At 71.5% G+C, this 13002-nt stretch carries 14 protein-coding genes and 1 tRNA gene; 8 read left to right on the top strand and 7 right to left on the bottom strand.

Annotated elements, in window-relative coordinates; genetic code table 11:
• Positions 1-61: 61 nt before the first annotated feature.
• Positions 62-3235 (bottom strand): DEAD/DEAH box helicase, encoded by a 3174-nt coding sequence (locus tag NVV95_RS13915; protein ID WP_259487151.1) that lies wholly within the window; start codon positions 3233-3235, stop codon positions 62-64.
• Positions 3236-3359: 124 nt separating this feature from the next.
• Between NVV95_RS13915 and NVV95_RS13910 the strand changes: the two genes are divergently transcribed.
• Together NVV95_RS13910 and NVV95_RS13905 are read left to right on the top strand one after the other, a co-directional pair.
• Positions 3360-3436: transfer RNA gene (locus NVV95_RS13910), tRNA-Arg, on the top strand.
• Between the two features lie 112 nt (positions 3437-3548).
• A complete protein-coding gene (locus tag NVV95_RS13905; protein WP_259487150.1) occupies positions 3549-3779 on the top strand; it encodes a hypothetical protein in 231 nt (76 codons plus the stop codon).
• Between the two features lie 73 nt (positions 3780-3852).
• Here the strand turns inward: NVV95_RS13905 and NVV95_RS13900 are convergent, their stop codons facing one another.
• From NVV95_RS13900 to NVV95_RS13885, 4 genes are all read right to left on the bottom strand, one after another.
• Positions 3853-4029: a hypothetical protein gene (locus tag NVV95_RS13900; RefSeq protein ID WP_259487149.1), complete on the bottom strand. Its 177-nt coding sequence runs from the start codon at positions 4027-4029 to the stop codon at positions 3853-3855.
• A gap of 51 nt (positions 4030-4080) precedes the next feature.
• Positions 4081-4620, bottom strand: coding sequence for a DUF5701 family protein (locus NVV95_RS13895; RefSeq protein WP_259487148.1), 540 nt, complete (start codon positions 4618-4620; stop codon positions 4081-4083).
• A gap of 155 nt (positions 4621-4775) precedes the next feature.
• Positions 4776-5117 (bottom strand): hypothetical protein, encoded by a 342-nt coding sequence (locus tag NVV95_RS13890; RefSeq protein ID WP_259487147.1) that lies wholly within the window; start codon positions 5115-5117, stop codon positions 4776-4778.
• Positions 5118-5266: 149 nt separating this feature from the next.
• Positions 5267-5692 (bottom strand): YchJ family protein, encoded by a 426-nt coding sequence (locus NVV95_RS13885; protein WP_259487146.1) that lies wholly within the window; start codon positions 5690-5692, stop codon positions 5267-5269.
• A 31-nt stretch (positions 5693-5723) separates the two neighbouring features.
• Here NVV95_RS13885 and NVV95_RS13880 point away from each other — a divergent pair, with 31 nt between their 5' ends.
• A complete protein-coding gene (locus NVV95_RS13880) occupies positions 5724-6608 on the top strand; it encodes an alpha/beta fold hydrolase (protein ID WP_259487145.1) in 885 nt (294 codons plus the stop codon).
• Here NVV95_RS13880 and NVV95_RS13875 read toward each other — a convergent pair.
• Positions 6547-7200, bottom strand: a complete 654-nt coding sequence (locus NVV95_RS13875) for a TMEM175 family protein (RefSeq protein WP_259487144.1) — start codon at positions 7198-7200, stop codon at positions 6547-6549. The two genes, NVV95_RS13880 and NVV95_RS13875, sit on opposite strands and share 62 nt — an antisense overlap.
• Positions 7201-7358: 158 nt before the next feature.
• Here NVV95_RS13875 and NVV95_RS13870 point away from each other — a divergent pair, with 158 nt between their 5' ends.
• A complete protein-coding gene (locus tag NVV95_RS13870) occupies positions 7359-8813 on the top strand; it encodes an MFS transporter (protein ID WP_259487143.1) in 1455 nt (484 codons plus the stop codon).
• 102 nt (positions 8814-8915) lie between these two features.
• On the opposite strand, the gene NVV95_RS13865 is transcribed toward NVV95_RS13870, so the two are convergent.
• A complete protein-coding gene (locus tag NVV95_RS13865; protein WP_259487142.1) occupies positions 8916-9851 on the bottom strand; it encodes an aldose 1-epimerase family protein in 936 nt (311 codons plus the stop codon).
• 204 nt (positions 9852-10055) lie between these two features.
• On the opposite strand from NVV95_RS13865, the gene NVV95_RS13860 reads away from it, so the two are divergent.
• The 4 genes from NVV95_RS13860 to NVV95_RS13845 all read left to right on the top strand — a co-directional run bounded on the left by NVV95_RS13860 (position 10056) and on the right by NVV95_RS13845 (position 12996).
• Positions 10056-10523, top strand: a complete 468-nt coding sequence (locus NVV95_RS13860; RefSeq protein ID WP_259487141.1) for a DUF4190 domain-containing protein — start codon at positions 10056-10058, stop codon at positions 10521-10523.
• A 212-nt stretch (positions 10524-10735) separates the two neighbouring features.
• Entirely contained in the window at positions 10736-11674 is a 939-nt protein-coding gene (gene cysK, locus NVV95_RS13855) for a cysteine synthase A (protein ID WP_259487140.1), read from the top strand.
• Between the two features lie 190 nt (positions 11675-11864).
• Positions 11865-12455, top strand: coding sequence for a serine O-acetyltransferase EpsC (gene epsC / locus NVV95_RS13850; protein WP_259487139.1), 591 nt, complete (start codon positions 11865-11867; stop codon positions 12453-12455).
• 64 nt (positions 12456-12519) lie between these two features.
• The gene (locus NVV95_RS13845) at positions 12520-12996 is read left to right on the top strand and encodes a hypothetical protein (RefSeq protein ID WP_259487138.1); all 477 of its coding nucleotides are present in this window, start codon (positions 12520-12522) and stop codon (positions 12994-12996) included.
• Positions 12997-13002: the final 6 nt, after the last annotated feature.

Genomic DNA, 13002 nt, shown 5'->3' with positions numbered 1-13002 from the left:
TGCGGTGGTGGGCGGCTCGCCAGCACGCTGCGCCCCGAGATCGACTCCCGGTGCCACGCCCTCAGGCGAGCAGCGCCCGCAAGTCGTCGGCCGTGAGCGAGCGCGAGAAGAGCGCATCGTCGTCGAGCACCGCGTCGAACAGCTCGGCCTTGTGCTCCTTCAGTGCCATCACCTTCTCCTCGATGGTGTCGCTCGCCACCAGCCGGTAGACGTTCACCGGATGTTCCTGCCCGATGCGGTGCGTGCGGTCGATCGCCTGCGACTCCGACGCCGGGTTCCACCACGGGTCGAGCAGGTAGACGTAGTCGGCCTCGGTGAGCGTCAGCCCGAAGCCGCCGGCCTTCAGGCTGATCAGGAACACCGGCGCCGAACCCGCCCGGAACCGCTCCACCACCTCCGGACGCCGCCGGGTCGACCCGTCGAGGTACTCGTAGGCGATGCCCTCCGAGTCGAGTCGGGCGGCGACCTTCGCGAGGTAGCTCGTGAACTGGCTGAACACGAGCGAGCGGTGCCCTTCGCCGATCACCTCGGTCAGCTGCTCGACCAGCACGTCGAGCTTGGAGGACGGGATGGACGCATGGGCGTCGTCGATGAGGGACGCGTCGAGGCTGAGCATCCTGAGCAGGGTGAGCGAGCGGAAGACGATGAAGCGGTTGCGGTCGAGGTCGTCGAGCAGGCCGAACAGCTTCTGCCGCTCGCGCTGCAGCACGGTGTCGTAGAGGTGCCGGTGCGCGGGGGAGAGCTCGACGGGCAGCACCTGCTCCTGCTTCTCAGGCAGCTCGGGCGCGACGGCGTCTTTGGTGCGGCGCAGCAGCACCGGGCGGATGCGCTGCCGCAGCGTCGCGAGCGCCCTCGGGTCGATGCCCCGCTCGATCGGCCGCTGGAACTTCTCGGCGAACAGGCGCGCCGAGGGGAACAGGCCGGGCGCCACGATGTCGAGCAGCGCCCAGAGCTCGAGGAGGTTGTTCTCGAGCGGGGTTCCGGTGATGGCGAGCCGGAACGGCACGTCGAGCTCGCGGGCCGCCTCGTGCGCCTTCGAGAGGTGGTTCTTCACGAACTGCGCCTCGTCGAGCACCAACCCGGCCCAGTCGAGGGCGCGGTAGTGGGCCGCGTCGAGGCGGAAGAGCGCGTAGCTCGTGACCACCACGTCGGCTCCGGCGGCGGCTTCGGCCAGTCGCGCGCTGCTGCCCTGCGTCGCGGTGAGGGCGCGCACGTCGAGACCGGGGGTGAAGTGCGCGGCTTCGGCCTGCCAGGTGCCGACGACCGAGGTCGGGGCGACCACGAGAAACGGGGGCGGATGCACGGCGGCGCCTGCCCCGGGCGCACCGGGCGGCTGCGCGGCGGTGCCTGCCCCGTCGACGGCACCGGCGGCCGGGTGCTCGCGGGCATGCGCGATCAGGGCGAGCGTCTGCAGCGTCTTGCCCAGACCCATGTCGTCGGCGAGCACCCCACCGAGCCTGTTGCGGTGCAGGAACGCCAGCCAATCGAAGCCGGCCTTCTGGTACGGGCGGAGGGTGGCCGAGACGGTGGCCGGCACCGGAGTCGGTGGCACCGGATCATCCGTCGCCGAAGCCAGCTGCTGCGCCGCCCGCACCGCCTGCCGCCAGGCGAGAGCGTCGGGGGTCTCGTCGGCGGTGTCGTCGAAGTCGGCGAGCCGCGCGGCCTGGTGGCGGCTGACACGCAGGCCGGTCTCCCACTCGTCGAGCGCGGTCGACTCCTCGAGCAGCTCGCGCAGCCGGTCGAAGGCTGGATGCTCGAGCGACAGATACGTCTTGTCGACCATCAGCAGCCGCGTGCGCCCCTTCGCGAGCGCCTTGAAGAGCGGGCCGAACGGAACCCGGTAGCCGTTGATGTTCACGACGATGCCGAGATCGAACCAGTCGCGCTTGAGCGTCTCGACGTGGGTGATGCTGATGTCGGGGTGCCCGATCAGCTCGCGGTAGGCGGGGCGCGGCCCGATCACGTCGACCCGCACGTTCTCGAGCGCGTCGAGCACCGCAAGCCCTTTCTCGGCGAAGGCGGCCGCGGTGACGCCGTCGAGGGTGACGGGCGGGGCATCCGCATCGATCTCGAGGGCGGCCGCCGCCGGGAAGCGTCGCAGCGCCGTGCCGAGCTGCTCGCGGGCGGCGTCACGCGTGTGCCGTTCGGACGCGGGGTCGCGCAAACCCACCCAGTCCCAGTCGAGGGTGAGCACGTCGTCGGCCAGGAATCGCGCCGTGAGCACCAGGGTCGGTGGCGCGACCGTCGGCAGGGCGACGCTCCCGTCGCTGCTCGTCAGCAGGATGCCGCGCCGCAGCGCCGGATAGTACTCCTCGAAGAACTGCGCGGTGTCGGCGGCCGGCACGGTGATGGCGGGCCGGCCGAGCGCGCGCTGCTCTTCGATGGTGAGCGGATGCGCAGCCGGTGCCAGCTCGATGCGCGGACGCTTCGGACGGCCGAGGTCGTAGGCGTAGATGCCGTGGTCGCCGATGGCTCCGGCGTGCTGGGCGGGGTGGAGATCGATGTCGGTCTCGTCCCCTTCCTCTCTGGTGCCCCCGGGGTGGTCGCGTGCCTCCGCGCCGCTGTCATCGGCTGCGCCCGGCGTCTCGGCGAAGGCGACGAGCGGGGTGAGGCGGAGGTCGCCCGACCGCTGGCGGGCGTCGAAGGAGACGGACGCGCATCCGCTCACCTGCACCGTGCCGGCCTTGGCCGAGCTGACGAGGGCGATGCCGAGCCGACGCGCCTCGGCCAACAGCTGCCAGAGCAGCGGGCTGAGGAAGTCGTCGAGCGTGAGCCAATCGGTCTCGGGCACCGCATGCGGCGGACGCGTGGCCCGGTGCAGCGCGGCGAACTGCGCGAACCAGCGGTGGTGCGCCGGGTCGAGGGCGAGCCGGTTGACCTGGTGGGCGAACGAGCCCCAGGCGATGTTCGCCTTAACGTACGAGCCCGAAGCCGAGCGGATGACCGGCCGAACCGCGAGCCGCCGCGGCGCCCCCTCGGCGGCCGCACCCTCGGCCGTCGCCGCGCGGGTGCTCGGGCCGCGCCAGCGGTCGTGGTCGCGCGGGGCCTCTTCACGCACCTCGAACTGCAGGCCCATCGGAGTCGTGCCCTCGCTGCCGGGGCCGCCGCGGCCGGTGCGCCCGCTGCGTTGCTCGCCCGCGGTGGCCGAGTGCGCGCCCGACTGCGCCCGCTCGGGCCCGGCCGGCGACAGCTCGTCGACGGCCGATCGCCAGCTCGAGGGCGGGGCGGGGGGCATGGGTCCATCGTGACATCCGCCCCCGACATCGGAGCGCGAGCGAGCTGAGCGTGCGTCGACTTTGTGTTGCCTCGAACGCCTGCTAGGCTCTGATGTTCGTGCGGGAGATCGTTTCTCACACACTGCGCCCTTAGCTCAGCTGGATAGAGCGTCTGACTACGGATCAGAAGGCCAGGGGTTCGAATCCCTTAGGGCGCACCACATGAAGGCCCCGGTTCCAGAACCGGGGCCTTCATCGTTTCCCGGTGTCGGACTGAATCGGCGACCGCTGCGAGAAGCCCGGGCTCGGGTGAGAATGGCTTCAGGGGGTGTGATGTCGATCAACGTGAAGGCTGGTATCGGGTTCCTGATCGCGTTCGCAATCGCCTGTGGTCTCTGCCTGATCTTTCTCCCCGACTTGGCCTACGGGGAGCCGGGGCGTGGCATTTTCCGGCTACTTCCGGGTGGGTCGCTTTTCATTCTCGGGATCGTCGTCAGTATCGGAGCGGTCGTTCTGATCTTCGTGAACCATCGTCGGATCAGGAACGGCAAGAAGCCGCTCTAGTCCGCGTTGCCCGATTTGGCGTCACGTCTCTTCTCGCACGTGTTGCCGGTCCTGACCATACCCGACTGGATAGTCAGCGAGCGCCCTGAGCGATGCGCGTGCGCAACGACTCGAAGTAGGTCTCGTCGAGCTCGGCTCCGGGCCCGAAAGTCATGCCGTCGATGATGAGTTTCCGGAGGGTCTCGCGGTCGCGGGATGAGAGGAGCGACTCGGTTCGGGCATCGGTCTGGAAGTCGTCCTGGGCGGTCATGACCCGAAGGTAGCCGTGGTGACAGGGATTGTCATCCGTTGGCGGGTCGGGTCAGGCCGCCGCGTCGAGGCGGGGGTGGCGGGCGCTCGTGCTGCGGGGGCGGTGGGTGGATGCGCGGCGGGGACCGAAGATCGAGCGGGCGCGGCTCGGGGTGGCCTGGGCGGGCTGCTGAAGAAGCCAGCTCAGGGTCTCGTTGGTCGTGAGGGGGCGGCGGTCGCCGAGCGGGGTCGCGTCATCGCTGTAGGGGGACGAGGCGGAGGTCGCGGCAATTCCGTGGATCACGGAGAATCCTTCTGGGCAGGGTTCGAGATCAGGATGCGCGTCGGGCGCGTCGAGGTGAGTGAGGGCGTCGACGGGGCCGACCGCCCGCGCGTCGTGGTGAAGCAGCGTGGCCAGCTGGTCCGGCGTGGAGATCGCGGGGCCGACGACGAGGATCGAGTCGGGGCGGCCGCGGAGGGCGGAGGCCCGGCTGCGCAGCTCCTCGGCGCTGATGCCGGCCAGTTCGGGCAGGCCCAGGTCGATGAGGCGCTGCAGCTGCTCGCTGAGCGGCGGAGTGGGGCGGGTCGTGGCTGTGGCGGTGGTCAAGGTCATGGCGGCCTCCCGGGTCACGGGATGCAACGACCGGGGGAGGACCGCCATTCCCCCAACTCGCGCGCGCCGGAGGTAGATCGGGCCCGACCTGGGTCGTTCAGGTCAGGCGACGAAATCGGCGTCCACCCGTGCCAGGGCCGAGGAAGGCGGGTAGGTCAGGCGACGCCGTCGGCGTCGGGGTTCGGGCTGTCGGCGTGGGGGTCTGCGGGCTCGGCCGAGGCGTCGGGGCCGTCGCTGTAGGCGCCGATGCCGTCGGGGCTGCTGGTGCCGGAGCCGTTCGGGCCCGCGCCGTCGACGTGGGCCTCGCGGGCGGCAAAGCTCTCGTGGTCAGGATCGAGCGAGGATTTCTCGCCGCGCTCGTCGACGCCGTCGGGCTGGTCGGCCGGGTCGCGCGAGTCGTCGGGGGCGGCGTCGACGGCGGGGGCGCCGAAAGAGCCCGCCTGGTCGAGGGCGTCGGGGTGGTCGGCGTCGTCGGGGGTGGGCGCGGTGTCGGTCATGGTGACTCCTCTGTCGGTGCTTCCAGCCTGGGCCCGATCAGCGGATGCGCAACCCCTCGGCCCGATCGGCCGATGCGCACCCCTGGGCCCGATCAGCGGATGCGCAACCCCTCGGCCCGATCAGCGGATGCGCAACACCTGAACGCTCGTCAGAGGGCGTCGACGTAGAACCAGGGGCCCCCTTCCCGCACGAAGCGGCTCGTCTCGTGCTGCACGCCCGCGGCGCCCGGGTGCCCGGGGCGGGAACGGTGGTGGGCGGCGAACTCGACGACGCCGTCGCGGTCGAGGGGGCCGCCCGCCGAGCGGGACAGGATGTCGAGACGGTACCACCGCAGCGAGTCGTCGAGCTCGAGGGAGGCGGGACGGGTGGTGGGGTGCCAGGTGGCGAGCAGGTAGTCGGGGTCGCCGACGGCGAAGGCCGCGAAGCGGGAGCGCATCAGCTGCTCGGCCGTTGGGGCGACGGCCGTGCAGGCGTGGAACGGCCCGCAGCATTCGTCATAGGGCGAGCCGCTGAGGCACGGGCAGCGCGCGCCGGCGGCGAGGCCGGACGGCGGCGGGGTGGAGGAGTCGGTCACCCGGTCATTCTCGCGCGCCTAGGGTGGTGGGGTGAGTGCGGGCGAGGCTGGCGGTGGAGAAGATCGGGGTTCCGGCAGCGGTGCAGGAGTGGATGCCCGGGCGGGGCAGCAGACGGCGGAGCACGTGGTCGGCGCGGGTGGGGCGCTGATCGCCTACGAGGCAGCCGGTCCGGCCGGGGCGCCGACGGTGCTGCTCGTGCACGGCTTCGCCTCCGACCGGCGCTCGAACTGGGTGCGCACGCGCTGGGTGTCCACGCTGGTCGACGCCGGTTTCCGGGTGATCGCGCCCGATCTCCGCGGGCACGGCGACAGCGCCCGGCCGCGCAACCTCGCCGCCTACGCGCTGCCCGCGTTCCGCGAGGACCTGACTGCCGTGCTCGACGCCGAGGCGCCGGCGAAAGGCGCGACCGTGCACCTCGTCGGCTACTCCCTGGGCGCGCGCCTCGTGCACGACTATGCTCAAGCGCACCCCGAGCGCGTGCGCTCGATCACGATGGGCGGCCCACCGATCGACGGATCCTTCGCCGGTTTCGATCTCGCCGCCGCCACGAGTGCACGGCACGGAAGCGGGAAAGCGCTGAACGCCGAGACCGCCCGCTACCTCGGCATGGCCTCGTCCGCCGGCAACGACCCCGAGGCGCTGCTGCGGCTGGCCGAGGCGGTTCGGCGCCGGGCGTTCGGGCCGCGGTCGTTCCAGCCGCGGGCTGGTGCCGCCGAGCATCCGCTCTTCATCGTGGCAGGCGACGACGACCCGGTGCACGAGGGCGCCCGGATGCTCGCCGAGCAGCTGTCCGGCGCGCGATTCCTCGGGCTGCCGGGCCGCGATCACGTGAGCGCCGTCACCTCGCGGGTGTTCAGGACGGCGGTGGTCGAGTTTCTGAGCGAGGTCGAGCAGGAGCATCCGAGTAGCCCGTGACCCGACGGGCGAGGAGCTGCAACGGAGTGGTGAGCACGAGCAGGAACAGCCCCCAGAGCCCGAGCCCCGGGATGAACGCCACCGCCAAGAACGTCACGAGCATCATGCCGGCCGTCACGGCGGAGGGCACGATGGTCAGGGTGCCGCGCGCCTCGGGGGCGACCAGCTGCGGGCGACGCTTCAGGATGACCTGCTGCCAGAGCAGCGCGAGGCTGCTCGCGAGCATCGTGCCGACGTAGATCATCGCGCGGCCGTCGTCGGTGCCGCTGCTCTCCGACAGCAGCTCGGTCGGATACGGCAGGAAGACGATCGTGAACAGCCAGAACAGATTCGCCCAGAGCAACCACGAGTCGTAGTCGACGGCGCGTTCGTAGACGCGGTGGTGGGCGATCCAGAAGCGGCCGATGACCGCGAAGCTGATGATGAACACCATGAACTTGCCGAGGTCGGCCCCCACGACGTCCCAGACGCTGGCGCCCTCGACGACGTCGGTCACGCTGTCGACCAGGGGAAGGATGAGCAGGGTGATCGCGATGGCCACGACGGCGTCGCTGAAGTTCACCAGTCGATCGAAGCCCCGCTCGGTGTGCATGGGCCCATTCTGCCGACATCGGGGGCTCGGCGCGCGCGGGTGAGGGCGGGCATCCTGACCCCGGGTGGGAATAGAGCGGATGCCCAGGCGGTTGAAACCGCGTAACTACTTCACAGGGGGCAATCATCTCGTCGACGCAATCGAGCAATGACCAGAACGTGCAGCAGGACATGCCGTGGCTCAGCGACGCCGAACGCGCCCGCTTGAGCGCACCCGTCAACCAGCGCGCGGTGGTCTTCACCCTTGCCTTCACCGGGCTCGTCGCGGCGTTCATGATGACGCTGCTCACGCCGCTGGTGCCGTCGCTGCCGGCTCTGCTGGACGTCTCGCCCGAGGACGGGCAGTGGGCCGTCACCGTGACGCTGCTCGCCGCGGCGGTGTCGACGCCGATCGCCGGGCGCCTCGGCGACCTCTACGGCAAGCGCCGGATGGTGCTCGTCCTGCTCGCCCTCGTGATCGTCGGGTCGGTGGTGGCGCTGTTCGCGTACTCGCTGATCCCGCTGATCGTGGGGCGGGCACTGCAGGGCGCGGGGATCGGGGTGATCCCGCTGGGCGTCAGCATCCTGCGCGACGTGCTGCACCGCGACCGGCTCGGCGGCGCGGTCGCGCTGGTCAGTGCGACGCTAGGTGTGGGCGGCGCGGTCGGTCTGCCGGTCGCTGCGGTGATCTCGCAGTACCTCGACTGGCACGCGCTGTTCATCGTCTCGGGTGCGCTCGCGGCGGCGGGGCTGGTGCTGGTGTGGCGGTTGATCCCGGTGAGCACCCTGCGGAGCGAGGGGCGCTTCGACGTGCTCGGCGCCGCGGGCCTCGCGGTCGGTCTGACCGGGGTGCTGCTCGGGGTGTCCAAGGGCGGCAGCTGGGGCTGGGGGTCGCCGCTGACCCTCGGGGCGATCGTCGGCGGAGCCGTGGTGCTGCTCGCCTGGGGTGTGTTCGAGCTGCGCACGCCGAGCCCGCTGATCGACCTGCGGGTGGCGGCGAGCCGCACGGTGCTGCTGACCAACCTGGCGTCGATCACGGTGGGCTTCGCGTTCTTCGCCAGCACCGTCGTGCTGCCGCAGCTGCTCGAGGCGCCCACCGGAACCGGCGTGGGGCTGGGCCAGACGATGCTCGTCGCCTCGCTCTGCCTGATGCCGAGCGGGCTCGTGATGTGGGCGATGTCGCCCGTGGCGGCGCGCTTGATCAAGGCGCGCGGGGCGCGGACCAGCTTCATGCTCGGCATCGCGATCATCGCCGTGGGATACGTGCTGGCCCTGTTCCTGATGACCGAGGTGTGGCACACGGTCGTGATCGCCACGGCGGTCGGGTTCGGCGTGGGGTTCGCGTACTCGTCGATGCCGACGTTGATCATGGCCGCGGTGCCGGCGACCGAAACCGCCGCGTCGAACGGACTGAACTCGGTGATGCGCACGCTCGGGTCGACCATCGCGAGTGCGGTGCTGGGCGTGGTGCTCGCCGGGAACCTGGTGACCGCGAACGGGGTGACGACGCCCAGCGCGTCGGCGTTCCAGGTGACGTTCGTGATCTCGGCGGCGGCTGCGGTGGTGGGGGTGGTGCTGACGGTGTTCATTCCGCGGCACTCGGCGGCGAGGCGCGGGGCGAGCCTGCCCGACTAGGCGCGGGGCGGGCGAGCGGCGGATGCGCGGGCCGGGGTCAGGCGGCGGGGTGCGGATGCGCGGGCCGGGGTCAGGCGGCGGGTGCGGATGCGCGGGCCGGCATCAGGCGGCGGCGATGCTCCAGGCCGCGGTGGTCGACTCGCCCGGCGCCAGGACGATGAGGTCGGTGCCCGAGTTGAAGGCGTCGGGCGGGCACGTCATGGGCTCGACCGCGAGGCCTGCGCGATGCATCGACGGGTCGACGTTGTCGGCCGTGTGCACCTGCACCCAGCCGCACTCGGGCCCGAAGGTCATGGCGGTGGCCGTGCCCTCGGGAGAGCGGACCGTGACCGTCGCGACACCGTCGGCATCGCGGGAGATCATGTGGAACGCGTGGTCGATGAAGGTGTCGGCGATGAGCCGCTCGGTGCGGAAGTCGAAGACTCCGCCGCCCTCGCTCGCCACATCGGCGACGGCCACGGGGATGAGGCGGTCGGGCGTGACCGTGAGCACCTCGGTGGCGGGCAGCTCGAGCATCCAGTCGTCGACCCGGCCTGGGCCGGCTACGAGGTAGGGGTGCGGGCCGGTGCCGTAGGGTGCCGGGGTGTCGGAGACGTTCGTGGCCGTCACCGCCTGGCGCAGGCCGGCCTCGGCGTCGAGGACGTACTCCACCGCGAGCTCGAGGCGGTGCGGGTAGCCGGCCTGCGGCTCGACGGTCGCGCCGAGGAGCACCCGGTCGACGCCGCGTTCGAGCACCGTGAAGTCGAGCCAGGCCGCGAGACCGTGCAGGGCGTGCCCGCGGGCCGGCTCGGTGAGCGCGAGCACCTGGTCGACGCCGTCGAAGGTGTAGCGGCCGTCGACCACCCGGTTCGGCCAGGGCGCGAGGGTGGCACCGCGGTAGGCGGGGCGCAGCTCGTCGAGCCCGAACGGCACGACGAGGTCGCGGCCCTCGTGCTGGAGGAGGCGCAGGGTGGCGCCGACGCTCGCGATCGAGGCGCGGTAGGCGCCGGCTTCGAGGTCGATCCGCGATCCGGACAGGGGGCGGCGGGAGGCGTTCACGAGGGCTTCTTCCAGACGAGAAGGGACGGCGGGATGCGACGTCGGTGGTTCGACCTGATCGCGCCTCCACGCTAGCGCCTTGTCGGCGACGGGCCGGGTCGGGAGCAGCCATCTGTGGACGGTCCGCCGAGCATCCGAGCCTGTGGAGGAGCTTCGCGGTAGCTTTGAGACGCACCTGCTCATCCACTGAAGGGGACACAGACGATGACCGACGACAGCCAGCGCCCGGGCGAACCGACGCCTCCGCCCGCCGCGCCCCAGTACGACGCGCCGCAGGGCCAGCAGCCCGCCCAGCCCTACCCGGCCGCGCCCCAGTACAACGCGGCGCCCCAGTACAACGCCGCCCCGCCCGCGGGTCAGGGTGCCACCGTGCCCGGCAAGACGCTCGGCATCGTCAGCCTCGTGCTCGGCATCGTGGGCTTCTTCTTCCTCGCCTTCGTCGCGCCGATCGGCGGCATCATCACCGGTGTCATCGCCGGTCGTCAGTCGAAGGCCGCGGGCGTGAAGAACACCCCGGCCAAGGCGGGTCTGATCATCTCGATCGTCGCGCTCGTGCTGCAGATCATCATCACGATCATCGTGATCGTGGCCCTCGGCAGCGTGGTCGCCGAGTGCGCCAACCTCGGTCCGGGCGTCTACGAGCTCGACGGCCGCACCTACACCTGCGGCTGATCCGCACCCACGCGGCCGACGCCGCGGAATCGACGAGAGCCCTGGAGGATCAGTCCTCCGGGGCTCTCGCGATTCCTGCACAGTTCACGGCGACGCTGTTCGCGTGCACAGCTCCGCAACATTCGGACTCTGCGGAGGCTGTCGAACTAGAGTTGGCAGCGACGATCAACGTCCAGTCCACGCTCCAGACGCTCCCAGAAAGACGGTTACCCATGGCTGCTCGCATCTACGACGACGTCACCCAGCTCGTCGGCCGCACCCCGCTCGTGCGCATCAACCGGCTCACCGAGGGCATCGACGCCACGGTGCTCGGCAAGCTCGAGTTCTACAACCCCGCCAACAGCGTGAAAGACCGCATCGGCGTGGCCATCATCGACGCCGCCGAGAAGTCGGGCGAGCTGAAGCCGGGCGGCACGATCGTCGAGGGCACGAGCGGCAACACCGGCATCGCGCTGGCCATGGTGGGCGCGGCCCGCGGCTACAAGGTCATCATCACCATGCCCGAGACGGCCTCCACCGAGCGTCGTGTCGTGATGCGGGCGTACGGCGCCGAGATCGTCCTGACGCCGGGCCCCGAGGGCATCCGCGGCGCCCTGGCCAAGGCGCACGAGATCGTCGACGCCACCCCCAACTCGATCCTCGCGCGGCAGTTCGAGAACGCGGCGAACCCCGAGATCCACCGCACCACCACGGCCGAGGAGATCTGGGCCGACACCGACGGCGCCATCGACATCTTCGTCGCCGGCATCGGCACCGGTGGCACCATCACGGGTGTCGGCCAGGTGCTGAAGCAGCGCAAGCCCGGCGTGCAGGTCGTCGGTGTCGAGCCGCTCGACTCGCCCTTGCTCACCGAAGGCAAGGCGGGGCCGCACAAGATCCAGGGCATCGGCGCGAACATCGTCCCCGACATCCTCGACCGCGAGGTCTACGACGAGATCATCGACGTCTCGCTCGACGACGCCCTGAAGGTGGGCCGCGAGCTCGCGAGCGAAGAGGGCATCATGGCCGGCATCTCGTCGGGCGCCATCATGTGGGCGGCGCTCGAGGTCGCCAAGCGTCCCGAGAACGCGGGCAAGACCGTGGTCGCCATCGTCTGCGACCTCGGCGAGCGCTACATCTCGACGCCGCTCTGGGCCGGCCTCGGCGACTGACGCCGGGGGCAAACGAGGCGTGAGCGAACGAACGGCGGATGCGCGGCGGGGGCCCCACGGCCCTCGCGAGCCGCGCCGTGCCGTCCGGTCGCGAGCCGCACGCGCCGCGTCACCGCTGCCCGAGGCCACCGCCCCCGCCCCGGAGCCCCGATCGGCACCTCGAGCTGCCCCGGCCCTGCCGACACGGGGGTTGGAGCGCATCGCGGCGCGAGCGCGGGAGGACGTGCGCGCCGCGCGGGTGCACGACCCGGCCGCTCGGTCGGGGCTCGAGATCGTGCTGGCGTATCCGGGGGTGCACGCGGTGTGGGTGCACCGGGTGGCGCACCGGTGGTGGCGAAGCCCCGGGCTCCGGCTGCCGGCGCGGCTGCTGTCGCAGTTCGCCCGGTTCCTGACGGGCGTCGAGATCCACCCGGGAGCCCGCATCGGGCGGCGTCTCTTCATCGACCACGGCATGGGTGTCGTGATCGGCGAGACCGCGGTGATCGGCGACGACGTGATGCTCTATCACGCGGTCACGCTGGGCGGCAAGAGCACCCGGCGGGAGCAGCGCCATCCGACTCTCGGCGACCGGGTGACGGTCGGCGCCGGCGCGACGATCCTCGGGCCGGTGCACATCGGCTCCGACTCGAGCGTGGGGGCGGGGGCTGTCGTGGTGAAGGATGCTCCGGCCGGTGCGATCCTCGTAGGGATCCCGGCTCGGGATCTGTCGCAGCAGGCCTCGACCGGGCCGGGCTCGCTCACCGATCCCGCCTTCTACCTCGACCCGGGCATCTACATCTGATCCGGCGTCGCCTCCGGCCCGCAACCCCGTGGGCGGGAATCCGTCACCGGGGCAGGCTCGGGACATGAGCGACGACAGGACCGAAACGAGAAACGAGCAACGAACCACCGACCGCGACGACGGCCCCGACGCCGCGCATCGGCGCCCCGAGGGGCTCGACGACGCCACTGTGGAGGCGCTGGGCAAGCTGTCCGAGGCCCTCGAGGTGATGGAGCAGGCGCGTGGGTTCCTGTACGGCTTCCACCGCCTGACCGGCAAGGCCGACCTCGCGCTCGGCGAGGCCGTCGGCCTGCTGCGCGACGCCGGACACGACGAGCTCGCCGACCGCATCGACCGCGAGGTCGTGGGCCGCAACGTCATCGAGGGCCGGTGGACGTTCCAGATCGTCGAGGACTTCGACGACACCTACTACACCGCCTTCCGCGACGCGGAGCGTGATGCCCGCGACCAGCTCGCCGCCGGCCGCCGTCATCTGTTCGAGGCGGAGATGAAGGAGGACCGCCGCACCCACGGCCGCCGCCACCACGAAGCGCGCCCCTGAGGCGAG

Source organism: Herbiconiux gentiana (assembly GCF_024978135.1).
GTDB lineage: Bacteria > Actinomycetota > Actinomycetes > Actinomycetales > Microbacteriaceae > Herbiconiux > Herbiconiux gentiana.
Note: the sequence above shows the minus strand (reverse complement) of the source record. Positions and strands in the feature narration are given on the sequence as shown.